Annotated in this window: 18 protein-coding genes; 12 read left to right on the top strand and 6 right to left on the bottom strand. The window is 38.3% G+C overall.

Annotated features, from left to right (window positions below; all coding sequences use genetic code 11):
* Positions 1–12: 12 nt before the first annotated feature.
* The 6 genes from SDEL_RS05855 to SDEL_RS05830 form a co-directional block, all read right to left on the bottom strand.
* Positions 13–1,371, bottom strand: a complete 1,359-nt coding sequence (locus SDEL_RS05855; RefSeq protein ID WP_012856932.1) for a cryptochrome/photolyase family protein — start codon at positions 1,369–1,371, stop codon at positions 13–15.
* 2 nt (positions 1,372–1,373) lie between these two features.
* Positions 1,374–2,321, bottom strand: coding sequence for a YbgA family protein (locus SDEL_RS05850; RefSeq protein ID WP_012856931.1), 948 nt, complete (start codon positions 2,319–2,321; stop codon positions 1,374–1,376).
* 191 nt (positions 2,322–2,512) lie between these two features.
* Positions 2,513–2,767, bottom strand: a complete 255-nt coding sequence (locus tag SDEL_RS05845) for a hypothetical protein (protein WP_012856930.1) — start codon at positions 2,765–2,767, stop codon at positions 2,513–2,515.
* Positions 2,751–3,128 (bottom strand): flagellar export chaperone FliS, encoded by a 378-nt coding sequence (gene fliS, locus SDEL_RS05840; RefSeq protein ID WP_012856929.1) that lies wholly within the window; start codon positions 3,126–3,128, stop codon positions 2,751–2,753. Before fliS ends, SDEL_RS05845 begins: the two co-directional genes overlap by 17 nt.
* Before the next feature lie 17 nt (positions 3,129–3,145).
* Positions 3,146–4,810, bottom strand: a complete 1,665-nt coding sequence (gene fliD / locus SDEL_RS05835; protein WP_012856928.1) for a flagellar filament capping protein FliD — start codon at positions 4,808–4,810, stop codon at positions 3,146–3,148.
* A gap of 3 nt (positions 4,811–4,813) precedes the next feature.
* Positions 4,814–5,173, bottom strand: a complete 360-nt coding sequence (locus SDEL_RS05830) for a flagellar protein FlaG (protein ID WP_223295809.1) — start codon at positions 5,171–5,173, stop codon at positions 4,814–4,816.
* Between the two features lie 147 nt (positions 5,174–5,320).
* Between SDEL_RS05830 and SDEL_RS05825 the strand changes: the two genes are divergently transcribed.
* From SDEL_RS05825 to SDEL_RS05770, 12 genes are all read left to right on the top strand, one after another.
* The gene (locus tag SDEL_RS05825; RefSeq protein ID WP_012856926.1) at positions 5,321–5,683 is read left to right on the top strand and encodes a hypothetical protein; all 363 of its coding nucleotides are present in this window, start codon (positions 5,321–5,323) and stop codon (positions 5,681–5,683) included.
* A complete protein-coding gene (gene rsmD, locus SDEL_RS05820; protein WP_012856925.1) occupies positions 5,673–6,248 on the top strand; it encodes a 16S rRNA (guanine(966)-N(2))-methyltransferase RsmD in 576 nt (191 codons plus the stop codon). The genes SDEL_RS05825 and rsmD overlap by 11 nt, the downstream gene beginning before the upstream one ends.
* 74 nt (positions 6,249–6,322) lie before the next feature.
* Entirely contained in the window at positions 6,323–7,375 is a 1,053-nt protein-coding gene (locus SDEL_RS05815; protein ID WP_012856924.1) for a flagellar basal body P-ring protein FlgI, read from the top strand.
* On the top strand, positions 7,375–7,671 hold the full coding sequence (locus tag SDEL_RS05810) for a rod-binding protein (protein WP_012856923.1): 297 nt from the start codon (positions 7,375–7,377) through the stop codon (positions 7,669–7,671). Before SDEL_RS05815 ends, SDEL_RS05810 begins: the two co-directional genes overlap by 1 nt.
* A 56-nt stretch (positions 7,672–7,727) precedes the next feature.
* Positions 7,728–7,928 (top strand): flagellar biosynthesis anti-sigma factor FlgM, encoded by a 201-nt coding sequence (locus SDEL_RS05805; RefSeq protein ID WP_012856922.1) that lies wholly within the window; start codon positions 7,728–7,730, stop codon positions 7,926–7,928.
* 27 nt (positions 7,929–7,955) lie between these two features.
* On the top strand, positions 7,956–8,384 hold the full coding sequence (locus tag SDEL_RS05800) for a nucleoside/nucleotide kinase family protein (protein WP_012856921.1): 429 nt from the start codon (positions 7,956–7,958) through the stop codon (positions 8,382–8,384).
* Position 8,385: 1 nt separating this feature from the next.
* Positions 8,386–10,230, top strand: coding sequence for a flagellar hook-associated protein FlgK (gene flgK / locus SDEL_RS05795; protein WP_012856920.1), 1,845 nt, complete (start codon positions 8,386–8,388; stop codon positions 10,228–10,230).
* Positions 10,230–11,042: an ABC transporter permease gene (locus SDEL_RS05790; RefSeq protein ID WP_012856919.1), complete on the top strand. Its 813-nt coding sequence runs from the start codon at positions 10,230–10,232 to the stop codon at positions 11,040–11,042. Before flgK ends, SDEL_RS05790 begins: the two co-directional genes overlap by 1 nt.
* Positions 11,032–11,787: a TIGR02757 family protein gene (locus SDEL_RS05785; protein ID WP_012856918.1), complete on the top strand. Its 756-nt coding sequence runs from the start codon at positions 11,032–11,034 to the stop codon at positions 11,785–11,787. Before SDEL_RS05790 ends, SDEL_RS05785 begins: the two co-directional genes overlap by 11 nt.
* 9 nt (positions 11,788–11,796) lie before the next feature.
* On the top strand, positions 11,797–13,515 hold the full coding sequence (locus SDEL_RS05780; RefSeq protein WP_012856917.1) for a SulP family inorganic anion transporter: 1,719 nt from the start codon (positions 11,797–11,799) through the stop codon (positions 13,513–13,515).
* Entirely contained in the window at positions 13,496–13,702 is a 207-nt protein-coding gene (locus tag SDEL_RS05775; RefSeq protein WP_012856916.1) for a 2-hydroxymuconate tautomerase family protein, read from the top strand. The genes SDEL_RS05780 and SDEL_RS05775 overlap by 20 nt, the downstream gene beginning before the upstream one ends.
* A gap of 61 nt (positions 13,703–13,763) precedes the next feature.
* Complete coding sequence (locus SDEL_RS05770; protein WP_012856915.1) at positions 13,764–14,441, top strand: F0F1 ATP synthase subunit A; 678 nt, start codon at positions 13,764–13,766, stop codon at positions 14,439–14,441.
* Positions 14,442–14,445 lie beyond the last annotated feature (4 nt).

Genomic DNA, 14,445 nt, shown 5'->3' with positions numbered 1-14,445 from the left:
GAGTAAACGAAATTAGGTTGTGTGTGCAAAGGCGTTTAAAAAGCGCTTTCGAGCCTTTTCATGCTGGATGATAGGCTTTGGATAGTGGGGAATGTTGTGGCTTAAAAGGTAACTCTCTTTGTGAAGCAAGGATGATGGAATGTCTCTTAGCTGTGGCAAAAAGCGTTTGATGTAAAGCGCTTCTTTGTCAAATTTAAGTGACTGAGCGTAAGGGTTAAAGATGCGAAAATAAGGCTGTGGGTCGATGCCCGTTCCCGCACACCACTGCCATGAAAGAATGTTTGCTGAAGCGTCATAGTCCAAAAGATGTTCCGCAAAAAAGGCTTCTCCCCTTTGCCATGGAAGCAGTAAATGTTTGGTAAAAAATGAGCCAACCACCATACGGGCACGATTGTGCATCAGCCCAGTTTCTAACAGTTCACGCACGGCGGCATCCACCAAAGGATAGCCTGTTTGTGCAGTGATAAAACGCTCATAACTCTCTTGATTCTCCTCGTAGGGTGGGGTGTACTTGTAATTTTTCCACGCAAGATGGGGAAAATGGTAGAGCAAATAGGCGTAAAACTCACGAAAAATGAGCTGTCTAAAAAAGGGCTCTGTGGTGTGTCCTTGTTTTTTGAGCGCCACTAAATAGCGTACCACTTCACGAATGCCAATCGTTCCAAAACGTAGATGCACACTCAGGTGTGAGGTGGCATCACATGCTAAAAAGTCTCTATCGTGCGCATATGCATCTAGTTTACATGTAAAGGCTTCTAGGGCTTTGTGTGGCTCTAAAAGCTTTACATGTAAAGGTATAAATCCTATGTTTTCCATCTTTACATGTAAAGCTGTTTTGCTCTCTTTTTCAATGTGCCACAGTGCGCTACAATCAAACTCGCAGAGTCTTTGTGTCGCTTTTGTGTATTTTAATACATGAAATTGTGTGTAAAGTTGCTGACACGCTTTGTAAAAAGGGGTAAAGACAAGATAAGGCGTGCCATCTTTTTTGAGCACTTCAGTGGGCTCAAACAGATAGCTGTCATTGAGCGCATGAAAGCGTAGGATGGCTCCCACCTTTTCATCTCGCTCTTTAGCGTACGCATCGTAATCCACACTGGCGTACACATCGCTAAAGCCCAAGGTTTTAAGATAGGAAAAAACCTCCAAAGGTGTGCCATAAAAGAGTGCCAAATCAAGCCCTAAGGCTTTTAGTTTGGCTTTAAGACTCAACACCTGCTCGAAGATAAAGGCTACTCGTCGGTCAGTTTTTGGCAAAGAATTTAAGATGTGTGTATCGAAGATAAAAATGGGCAAAACCTCGCCCTCAACGCTTAAAAGCATCGAGTCATCGACTCGTAAATCTCGTCTAAACCAAAGCACCTTTTTCATGCCTATTTTCCCTCTTGTATGACTGAACGCAGTGCCAAATCTTTCGGATAAGGATTGAGGAATTTTTGGTTAAGTAAGTAATGAATATCATACTTTTTTGCTAAAAACTCTATGGTACTCATCACTGCAATCAGTGGGACTATCTCATCTCGAAACTCCTCAATTTGCAGATGAAGCGCTTGTTTTTCAACGCTTGTTAGCTCTTTTTTGAAAAAGCCCACCATGTGTTGAAGCACATTGACCGTTTTGGCGATGGTGCTTTTATGCGCAATCGTTTTTTTAAACAGCGTAATGTACTCTTGTGTGAGTTCTTGTAGGCTTTGATTCTCGTGATTGGCAACAATTTTGCCCAAAAGGCGGTAGTTTCCCTCATGTTTGCTTTGCAGTAAAAATTTATACGCCGTATGAAATGCTACCAACTCATTCATGCTCTGTGCGTGTTTTTCTAAACGCATAGCATCGTGGTAGGCAAAGAGTTGCATGATGAAGTTTTCTCGAAGCCACGGGTCAAGCAAGCGTGCCTCTTCTTCGATGGGAAAATCCTCAAAAGCCTCTTTACATGTAAGCGCAAAAAGCCCATCTTTTTTGCCTTCACCCATTTCCCCAACGTAATACTTCGTACTGCCAAGCCCACAACTAGGAGACTTTGACTTCAAGATAATGCCACAAATGGGCTCATGCTGAATTTTATAAAGCTCTTTTTGCATCGCCTCATGCATCGCCTCCGTGACATCCTTTTTAGAAAAGACGGTGATGACGTTTTTATGCCCCTCTTCCAGCACAATGCGTATCGTCTCACGAGGTGTACCAAAGGCTAAATGCTCAGGACAAAAGGGGATAAACGAAGCGTATTTGCCAAGCTTATCCGTGAGAAATCTATCTCTCTGCCCCGTCTTGTCATAACGAATCGGCTCACCTAGTAAACAGGCAGAAATAGCGACTTTAAGCATCAGTTCTCCTTTGAAAAAGCTATGAATATTATAGCGATTCTTTTGATAAAAGGCTTAGTGAAAAAACGAAAAATGAACTCTCTCGTGTTGAGCAAGATTTTATAGAGTATATTGATACAACAGTAAAGATGCTTAAAAAAGTGAAAAAATAATCTTTACATGTAAAAGTAAAAACAGAAGAAGAGGGTGGTTTACCCTCTGTATTCGTAGTGAAGTGTTTTTTTATGACCTGCAAGGAAGGTGCGTGTTTTTTTGATTTTTTGCATGGTTTCTAGCGTTTTAGCTTTTTCACTTTCCATGAGACGCAAGGCTTCTTGAATGAGAGCAGAAGCTTGAAGTCTCTGCTCTTTTGTATCAAATTCTGGCATCGTAGAAATGAGCTTTTCTATGCGACGCTCATCTGCGATGACAACCGCAGCGGTAAACGCATCAATCCACGATTTCATCGGTTTCATCTTTCCATGCTTGCAATAACTCTTTGGCGACATTAAGGACTTCATCGAGTCTTTTAGCGTCATTGTGTAAGTTCGCTTCGGTGAGAAGTTTTAACTGCTGTGTGTAAAGTCCACGAAGATAATAGGCTACGGTTCCACCCTCATAATTTAAAGAGTGAATCAGCTCTGCGAAAATGGCAGACGTACGATTAATCCAATACGTTCTCTTTTCAATGTCCCCATCTTCAACAGCTTTTTTAGCTTGAGAAGTAAATCGCAAAATTCCTTCATAGAGCATTTTAATCAGTTTTTCAGATGACTCTATCGAGAGGTTGTTCTGTGAATAAGTCGAATAAGCTAAATTGGTATACATAAGTTTTCCTTTGATGATTAATCGTCGCTATCAGCGTTGATAAGATACGATAATGATTGAAATGAAGAAGTCAGTTTGCTAATTAAGGTATCGTATGCGGCAAACTTTTTCGCCATTGTTTCATACTTCGTATCGAGATTTTCTACAAGTTTAGCACGTTGCTCTGTTAAAGACGTTTCTTCTGTGGTCAAAGACTCTGCGTAAATCGATAAAATACCTGTACTGCTATCGGTATACGTTTTTAACAAATCATTGAGTGATGAGAAAATACCCACACTCGTTGTACTTGTGCCATAGGTTGTTGTTGCTTTTAGTCCCAAGGATGTGAGTGCGGTGCTGTTTCCTGTAATAGCGATATCTTCACCTACGGTACTTTTGAGCACAATGGCATTGTTGGTATCTACACTCGCCGTTACTCCTGAAATTCCCGCCGCATTAATGGCATTTTGTAGGGCAAGGGCATTTTCTTCTGCTGTTGCACCAGCGGTTGTGCTAAAGCGAATACCTATATCGTTAATGGTTAAGTCACCATAGGTAATATTGAGTGCGTCAGATGCAACACTTGTGCCTTGAAATGTTGTTGTCCCATAACTGGTCGAACCTGAAAAATAGTCTTGAATATCTTCTGGGTTACTGGTTACTTTTTCATTAAACGTATCTTCGTCAAATTCAAGTGAGCCTGAAGAGTTCAATGAGATACCATAATCCATCAAGCTTCTGCCTTCTTCATCAAGTGCTAAAAGGTCTTTACGGAGTGAAGCACTCAATGTTGTTAATTGGGTGACACCTTGAAAGACTCCCGCTGTTTCTGTTGAACTGTCATATGAAGTAGCGGATGTGAGGTTTGACATAAGATTGTTGTAGGCACTCACAAGATTATTGAGTTGTTCTTTGACATCGCTCCAATCTTGCGTAATAGAAACTTGTGTTGATTCTGTACTTTCTTGCGCTTCATTCAGTGTGAGGGTGACTCCCACCATTAAATCATCAATGGTATTGGATGAACGGGTAATGCTAACCCCATTATAAGTAAATTGTGCATCTTTTGCTTGTTGAATGTTGGTGAGTCCCAATGCATCCGCAGCTGTTCCCGCTTGAATGGTGATGGCATTGTCTGCGCCCATTTCATCAGATTTTAAAACCAATTTATAAGGATTGCTTCCTCCAACATTAAGCAAAGAAGCGGTCACTTTACCATCCATTTTATCGTTGATCATATCTGTTAAATCTGAAAGTGTTGTCGCAGATGAAACGCTAAAATCATAAGTTGTGCCGTCAAACTCAATGCTAATGGTATCTTCAGCGGATGCAAAAGTACTCGTCGTTGCAGCATAGGCATTGCTTTGATAGATATCTTGTTGTGCGAGTTGTGAAACATTGATTTTAAAATCTTGTATATTGGTACCACCATCCACGCTGACACTGATTGCATCATTTGAAACTGTTGTGGTTCGCTGTAAATAGGAAATTTCATCTGAAAGCGCACTGGTTGAAGCTTTAAGCGTAGATGCCAGTGACGTTAGCGTTGAAAGGTCAGTCTGCTTGGTTGAATTGCTTGTTATTTTCGTATCAATAGGCGTAATTTGTGCCGTTTTATCTACTTCTTTGAGTTGATCAATGACATCATAACTTAAAACGCCATCACTACCAAGTCCTAATGAACTTAAGCTAGAACTTGCCATTGTTTATCCTTTTTTATCAAAAATTATTCCTACAATTTCTTTCATTTTCGCCGAAAGAGCCATTGCCTCTTCGGTTGGAATTTTACGGATACTCTTTCCCGTACTTTTTTCCATTACATTAACATACATTAAACTGATTTCATCGTTAAAACCAAAAGCGATGTTGGTTTCAAGTTTATCCATCTGTTCATTCAAATCGTTCACAGTTTTGTTTAATACATCACTGCTAGGCTTTGCTATTTCTTGATTACTTTTTGCTATTTTATCACTCTGCTCAATTTTTTGGGTCGAAGGCGTTTCAGCAACTTTAGGAGCGGTTGCTGTTCCAACTTGTTTGCTGGTTGCGCTAAATACATCCATCATCATCCTCCTTTTGAGATTCTCTTTCCTTTTCTTGTGAACCAAATCGACAGAAGTTTTGTTTTGTTTAATACGCTCTTTGCATAACGCTGATTATTAAGAAGGTGTGTGTTATATTTCGCAATATGAAAGAAATTAAAAAGGGGCTTTATGAAAGTTGCTTTGGTATGCCAGTCTTTATTGCTCAGTCGTGCTTTGAAGAGTTTTTTAGGGGAAAATGTGGTTCCTTATAAACAGTGCGATTTTGTAATAAGTGATAAAAAAATTGAGCTGGACAAGCCTATTTTTTACATCGGTTCTAATGAGGGAAATCTTCTGGTTCCTTTTGCCAAATCAACCTTGTGGATTGCATTAGATAAGTTTTTTCAAGAGCTATTAATGAAACAAAGCAGTGTGGATGATATGGTTTCTCAACCCAATAATACTCATCTTTTAGAAGAAAAAATCAATGCGCTCACTGAAAAATTTAGAACAGAGCTGATTCAAACGATTCGAGGATTTTATGGAAACTAAACCACTTTTTTCAACCATCAATGCAGGAAAATACAAGGGCAAAAAGATTTTGCTTCCCTCTTTGGAGAGTACCCGTAGCACGAAGGCTATTTTAAAAGGCTCTTTTTTTGATTCGGTGCACTATGATATTGTCGATGAACTTTTTGTGGAAGTTTTTGGGGGAAGTGGTTCTATGGGGCTTGAAGCGCTCAGTCGTGGGGCAAAACATGCCTATTTTATTGAAAAAGACAAAGCTGCTTTTTCAACATTAAAACGAAACTGCGAAAGCATTGATAAAACACATACAACAGCTTTACATGGCGATAGTTTTCTTCTCTTTCCAACCCTCGTTGCTCACTTTACATGTAAAGCCTATTTCTACTTTGATCCTCCTTTTTCGATTCGTGAGGGGATGGAAAGTGTGTACGAAAAAGTGCTGAGTCTCATTGCTTCTATACCACAAGAGAAAGTTCATTTAATTGCGATAGAGCATATGAGTACCCTTGTTTTACCTGAGGTAATTGGTGCTTTTACGTTGCAAAAAACTAAAAAATTTGGTAAAAGTTCACTCTCTTATTACGCCTAAGTGTGTTACATGTAAAAATATTTGGAACATTAATTGCTTTTATAGGCAAAAGAAAAGCCATATAAAGGGAATGAATGAAACTGGTAAAACTCTTTCTAATCTCAACGTTTGCCTTAGGAACACTTTACGCACAGCGTTTGGGTGATATCGCTAATGTCATTGGCGTGCGAGATAACCAACTTATAGGGTATGGATTAGTAGTAGGGCTTAACGGTACGGGTGATGGCTCTTCTTCTGAATTTACCCTTCGTTCGCTCTCTAACCTTCTCCAAACGGTGAATGTAAAAATTGACCCTGATGATATCAAATCCAAAAATATTGCCGCTGTTGTTGTAACAGGTAAACTCCCTGCATTTGCGAGACAAGGCGACAAGATAGATGTCACAGTTTCTTCCATTGGTGACGCAAAATCGCTTCAAGGAGGAACTCTCCTTTTAACCCCTTTAAAAGGTGTGGATGGAAAAATTTACTCTCTTGCGCAAGGTTCTTTAACCATTGGTGGTATGAATGGCAAAGAAAAAGGACAACTTAACCATCCTGCTGCTGCAAATATTTTTAGTGGAGCGGTTGTAGAGAGGGAGATTGAGTATGATTTGCATGGACAGGAGTTTGTTAATCTCTCTTTAAAAGAGGCAAATTTTAACACCGCGGTTTCTGTTCAAAACAGACTCAATGGTGCTTTTGGAAAGAAAATTGCCGTAGCGACTGATTCACGAACGATTCGTATGATGAAACCTTCTCATTTATCGACAGTTGAGTTTCTAGCACAAGCTTTGGATATGGACGTGGAGTATGAAAGAGAAGAGAAAATTGTGATTGATGAGCGTACGGGTACGATTGTTTCTGGGGTCAATATTAAAGTAGCCCCTGTGGTTGTTACTCATGGCGATATTACCATTAAGATTGAGGCTAGTGAAATCGTACCAAATGACAATAGTGTGGACATCGGCGATAATGTACAAATTGTGGGCAATGAGAATCGCATTAAAATCAAAGAAGAGAGCATGACTGTTGCTAATATTGCACGAGCGCTGAGTAAATTGGGAGCACGTCCTAAAGATATTATCTCTATTTTGGAGAATATTAAACGTTCAGGTGCTATTACGGCGCCACTGGAGATTATCTAATGCAGGTTGATAATAGCATCGCATTAATGAATGCGCAGTATAACTCTTCTACGACATCTACTTTATCAACGCCAACAGATGCGCTGCTTAAAGAACAAACCGATAAGTTTGAAGCCTTTTTTCTGAAACAAGTGCTCGATATTGCGATGAACAGTGAAGAAGAAAATGGACTTTTTGAGAAAGATGCGGGTGATAAAATTTATAAATCTATGTATAACGATACCATGAGTAGTGCGTTAAGTGGTGGTTTAGGTTTAAGTCAGATGTTATTTGACTATCTCAAAGAGGGGCGTTAAAGTTTTATTGTTTTGGACGATATGGTTGTAAAGATTATCAACCAAAAGGGTTTAAAATGATTTCACAAGTTCAAGCGTCTAATGTGGCGTATGTTAAGCCGAGCGCTCTTAAAGAAGAGTCCTCAAAAAATGTTAATCAAACAGAAAAGAGTGAGGGAGTAGATAAACTCTCTGCTATTAAAGCGCAGATTGAAAATGGAAGCTATGAAGTCAATCTCGCAAAAACAGCTAAGGCTGTGGCGGAGGAGTTGCTTTAATCCTTACATGTAAAAAAAGGATCGATGATGTTAGCGCACTATTTACGCAATGCAATACAAGACATAGATAATCTTATTGAGCAGACACACAAGGATATTGCAGATATAAAAGTTGCAAAACACAGTGAAGTCTTTGAAAGAGCGAAGATTAAGGAAGAACTGATTCACTCATTTGAAAATAAAAAATCACTCCTCGATAATGAACTTATGAAAATGCTTCGAGAAAGTGGTAAAAAATCTTTAGAAGAGTTATTAAATAAAGAGCAACAAGAGCTTTTAGCCCTTATGAAACAAAGACTTTTTGAACTTAAAGTGTGCAATAAACAGTATGCGAAATATGTCGTTACCATCAGCCAGTTTTACAATGTTTTATTGGATAGTATCTTCCCACGTGATTTGGAAGGGTATAAGGTTGCCAACCATAAACCTGCTTCCTTATTGACTGTCGAGGCGTAAAATGGGTATCTTTAGTACACTCAATACAGGTACTTCAGCACTTAATGCCGCACAAGTGGCTGTGGCGACAACCAGTCAAAATATCGCTAATGTCGATAATCCTTACTACACCCGTCAGCGTGTTACGCTAAGTGCCAGTGATGCTTTAAATACCAAAGGTGTTAGCATTGGTACGGGGGTAAGCATAACCTCTATTGTTCGTATTCATGATGAATTTGTATTTTCAAAATTACGTACTTCATCAACCAGCCTTGCGTATGATAGTTACTCCAAACAAGTCTTAGAAGAGGTCGCACAAAAATTTCCTGATTTAGATGATTCGGGTATTTCACAAAATGTTGCTGATTATTTTGCGGCATGGAATGATTTATCAACCAATGCGAGTGAGGGTTCTCAAAAAATTGCTTTGGTTCAATTAGCCTCAACGCTGACTTCTAATATTCAATCGAGTAAAGAGTCACTGCGTTCTCTTCAAGATACACTCAATGAGCAACTCAAAACGTCTGTGGATGAGATTAATAGTATTGGTCAACAAATGGCGGATTTAAATAAGCAAATCAATTTGATTGAATCAGAGGAGGGCAATTATGCCAATGATTTACGTGATCAAAGAGATGAACTTGAACTAACACTTTCCAATCTTGTAGGCGTAACGGTCTCTAAAGGTAAGGTGAACAGTGATACGACTGTTGATGCGAATATGACGGATTCAGGGACAGATTATTATATTAATATTGCGGGATCTTCTTTTGTGGATGGTTCTACTTTTCATCCTATTGTCATTGATAATACATCAAACACGAGTAATTTTTATTCTGTTTATTCAGAATCACAAGATGGTACACGCTATGATTTAACAGAACTACTCAGTGGTGGAAAAGTCGGTGCTACGCTGGATTTAAGAGGAAGAATTGTTGATGCTTCCCAAAATGATGGTTATCCGCTAGATGGTACTATTCAAGGTTATATTGACAATCTTGATACTTTTGCGCAAACATTAATTACTGAAACCAATAATATTTACGCACAAAGTGCGCAAGAGGGTATGCAAAGTCCTGTGTTGGATTTGAAAGCGAATACTGCTTTACAAAATGCGTACAATAACATTCAAAATGGTACATTTGATTTGATTGTCTATAATAGCGAAGGGGAAGAGGTTGCGCGCAAATCAGTCTCTATCAATAGCGCAACAACCATGGGAGATGATACTTTCTCTGAAAGTATTTTGACTCAAATTAATACCAATAGTGATGATAACGGTGACAACAACGGTTTAAATGATTTGGATGATTATTTTACGGCGACATTCTTAGATGATGGGACGTTTTCTTTGACACCTAAAGGGTATAATACGGGGTATACCATTGCTTTTGAAGATAAGGGAACCAATTTTCCAGGAGTGATTGGTGTCAGTCAATTTCTTACAGGAACCAATGCTTCAGATATCAGTGTGGCAACACAGTATAAAAAAGATCCTTCTTTAATGCAAGGATACAGTGCTCCTGTCGATGGCAATAACAAAGTAGCCAATGCCATGGTTCAAATGCAATATAGCACCCTTGGTTTTTACTCTAAAACAGGGAGCAGTGTTCAAGATACGATTGAGGGATTTTACAGTTCCTTAACCACAAAAATTGGTTCAGACGCTTCAACAGCAAATAGTAATTATGATACCAATGATGCTCTTTATAGTAGTGTTTATACGCAGTATCAATCCGTTAGTGGTGTTAATAAAGACGAAGAGTTAGCCAATTTGATTCAGTATCAAAGTTCTTACAGTGCGGCCGCTAAAATTATTACAACCATTGATCAGATGTTAGAAACCCTTTTAGGTATAAAATCTTAGTGAAACGATTTCCTTGGATAAGCACCACTTTTTTGGTGCTTATTGTTCTTTTTGTTTGGATAGGTCCTTTTCTTTATACCTCCTCTGCGTATGCTCTAAATCCCTCTGCAATTTTAGTTGCGCCTAGCATGGAGTATCCTTTTGGTACAGACCGTTTGGGTCGAGATGTATGTGCACGCTTAATGCTAGGAGGTCAAACCTCTTTAATTATAGGTCTTTTAAGTGCTTGTTTTGCAAGTTTTTTAGGGCTTATAATTGGAATTAGTGCAGGGTTTTTTCAAAAAAAAGTGGATAGGGCGATTATTATTGGGATTGATCTTTTTTTAACGTTTCCTACCTTTTTTCTTTTGTTAGCGTTGATTAGTTATATGAATGCTTCCGTATGGGTACTTATTTTTATTATTTCCATTACAGGTTGGATGGGGATGGCTCGGCTGATTCGAAGTGAGAGTTTTGCCATTACCAATGCGCCTTTTATTAAAATTTTAAAACTAAGTCATGTGGGTTCTTTTAAAATTATCGTGAAATATTTTGCACCACTTTTAGCACCACTTTTTTTTATCAATTTTACCTTTGGCTTAAGTGGAGCGATTTTAGCAGAGAGTGGACTGAGCTTTTTAGGTATTGGTATCACGCCGCCTGATATGAGTTGGGGTGTCATTTTAAGTGAAGGTAAAGAGGTGATTGACATTGCGTGGTGGCTGAGTTTTTTTCCTGGTTTATTCATTTTTTTGGTTACATTTTCACTGATTAATCTTTCAGACTATCTACAATCTAAAAGTAATGAAAAAGATGTCTTAAATGACATATGATACGTTAGTTGAGTATTTAAAGAAAGAAGCGACTAAACGCAATAACACTTTAGATATCAATCAAGATCATCCTGATCCTTTAATGATAGCATCCTTGTATGCAGATGAGTTTTCTGCCCTTATTTGCGCATTGTTTTCATATGGGAATGCTAAAGCGATTGTAGCATTTTTACAACGCTTGGATTTTAATTTATTGGATGTGGAGGAATCTATGATTTCTCAAGCCTTGCAATCGTATCGCTATCGGTTTCAAACACCAGAGGATATTCAAGCGTTATTTATTACCCTTAATCGTATTAAAAAGAGCTCTTTATCGTTGGAAAAGTTTTTTTTACCTGCGTATCAAAAACATCACAATGTTATGGATGGGCTAGGTGCTCTTATTGAAATATTGTATGATGTCAATCCCTATCGTTCACGTGGATATCAGTTTTTATTAGGTACAATTCCCTCTGCACAGCCTACTTCTCCTTACAAACGATGGCATATGTATTTAAGGTGGATGGTACGAAAAGATAATCTTGATCTTGGACTATGGAAAGGGGTTGATACCAAAGATCTTTTAATGCCTCTGGATACGCATACCTTTACGTTAGGAAAAAAGTTAGGATTGATTCAGCGAAAAACCTATGATTTTAAAGCGGTTTTAGAATTAAGCAGTGCACTGAAAAAAATTGATCCAAGTGATCCAATCAAATACGATTTTGCTCTCTATCGCTTAGGTCAAGAAAAAATTCTATCTTAAGGCTTCACGATGAATGTGAAATATTGGCTCCCAAGGAGCTTTTTAATTTTAAAAGAAGGATATTCTGCTCGTCATTTTTCTTCGGATATCGTAGCAGGTATCACGGTTGCAATTATCGCTCTACCTTTAGCTATGGCATTTGCGATTGCCAGTGGTGTTGGTCCTGAAAAAGGTCTTTTTACAGCGATTGTTGCAGGTTTTATTATTTCCTTGCTAGGAGGAAGTAGGTATCAGATTGGAGGTCCTACGGGGGCTTTTGTTGTGGTACTCTATGGTGTTATTTTAAAACATGGTTATGATGGGTTAGCGATTGCGACGTTTATTGCAGGGGCTATACTTTTTTTAATGGGTTTATTTAAATTAGGTAACATTATTAAGTTTATTCCTTATCCTGTCACTGTTGGGTTTACATCGGGTATTGCTCTTATTATTTTTTCATCTCAAATGAAAGATTTTTTTGGATTACCTATTGCTTCCATGCCTGCGGCATTTGTTGATCAGTGGCAACTGTATTCGACGCAGTTTATGCATATCAATTATTATGCGTTAGCGATTGGTTTGGTGAGTATGATTTTACTGATTAAATTGCGTCATATTTTTCCTAAAATTCCAGCGCCGATTGTTGTGATTGTGCTCTCTTCTGCGGTTGTTTTTTTCTTTAATATGCCTGTGGAAACCATTGGCTCAAAATTTGGACATTTGCCTTCAACCCTTCCATATCCTCACATTCCAACTTTTTCTTTTGAAAAAATTCGTTTAGTATTTCCTGATGCGATTACAATAGCGCTTTTAGGTGCGATTGAGTCTTTGCTTTCGTGTGTGGTTGCAGATGGAATGACAGGAGATCGTCATCACTCTAACAAAGAATTGATGGCTCAAGGTCTTGCCAATATTGGTTCCGTTTTATTTGGAGGTATTGCCGCAACAGGTGCGATTGCTCGTACCGCAACCAATATAAAATCAGGTGCCTACAGTCCTATTTCGGGAATGATTCATGCGGTGATGTTGCTTGTCTTTATGTTTTTGTTTGCTCAGTTAATTTTATTGATTCCTCTTGCGGCTCTTGCTGCTATTTTAGTGGTTGTTGCATGGAATATGAGTGAGTTCCACCATTTTAAGGCGATTGCTCTTAAATCGGAACGTAATGATGTCATTGTTCTTTTAATTACTTTCTTTTTAACGGTCTTAATTGATTTAAATACAGGGGTACAAACGGGCATTATGCTTGCAGGTATTTTGTTTATTAAACGTATGATTGATGTGACAGATATTGAGGATAAAAAAGAGCAAGTGTGTATGTCTTTTGATGAAGAAGACGAACCTTATGAGATGGAAGATATCCATGCTATTTCTAAAAAAAGTGTTCCTTTAGGTGTGGAAGTATATGAAATCAATGGTCCTTTTTTCTTTGGGATTGCAGACCGACTCAAAAATATTTTAAATGAAATTGAAGAGAGTCCTAAAATTTTTATTTTACGTATGCGACATGTGCCTATGATTGATGCTACGGGATTGCATGCGTTAGAAGAGTTTTTAGACTTGTGTAAAGGGAATGGGACGGTTTTGGTGCTCTCAGGTGTGAATGAACGTATTAAAGGCAAAATTAAACGTATTGGGCTAGATATTCAAATAGGTCAAGACAATATTACAGATCATATTGATAGTGCACTTGATCGAACCAATGAAATTTTAGCAAAGGAGTCTCGTCATGCCGTATGTGAACATTAAAATCACCAAAGAGGGTGCCACAAAAGAGCAGAAAGAGAAGCTTATTTTGGGAGTGACACAGCTCTTAGTGGATGTATTGGGAAAAAATCCAGCAACAACGGTTGTGACTATTGATGAAGTGGATATGGATAATTGGGGAATTGGTGGAATTCAAGTCAGTGAACTTCGTAAAAAAACGAAGTCTTAATGAACTATTAAATGATTTATAGATACAATCTCGCAAAATTATTAACTGAAGGAAAAGTGTAATGGGTGAAATTTTTACATTTTTAGGGCTTATTAACCATTCTCATGACTTTATTTTTGTCTCCCATGTTGTTTTGGTTGCATTGATTAGTCTTGGCTTAGCAAAACTGGCAACATCCAAAATGCAATTAGTACCAAGCGGTATTCAAAACATTATGGAAGCTTATTTGGAAGCAGTCCTTAATATGGGCAAAGGTGTTTTAGGTGAAGAGTTGGCGCGTAAGTATTTACCATTGGTCGCAACATTGGGATTTATGGTTTTTCTTTCAAACTTTATTGGGATTATTCCAGGTTTTGAAGCACCTACTAGTAACCTAAATATGACGTTAACCCTTGCGTTTATTGTTTTTGTCTATTACCATTTTGAAGGTATTCGTGTGAATGGGGTAATTCACTATTTTGGACACTTTATGGGACCTGTTAAGCTTTTAGCCCCTTTAATGTTCCCTATTGAGATTGTTTCACATTTTTCACGTTTGGTTTCTTTGTCATTCCGACTTTTTGGTAATATCAAAGGAGATGACCTTTTCTTAGCTGTTGTACTGATGCTTGCACCTTGGATTGCGCCGCTTCCTGCATATGTTCTTTTAACATTTTCAGGTTTGTTACAAACCTTTATTTTTATGATTTTGACATATGTTTATCTTGCAGGTGCTGTGCTTATTGGCGAAGAACATTAATCCT

The organism is Sulfurospirillum deleyianum DSM 6946 (assembly GCF_000024885.1).
In the GTDB taxonomy this organism is placed as follows: Bacteria; Campylobacterota; Campylobacteria; order Campylobacterales; family Sulfurospirillaceae; genus Sulfurospirillum; species Sulfurospirillum deleyianum.
This window is presented reverse-complemented; position numbering and strand designations above follow the sequence as displayed.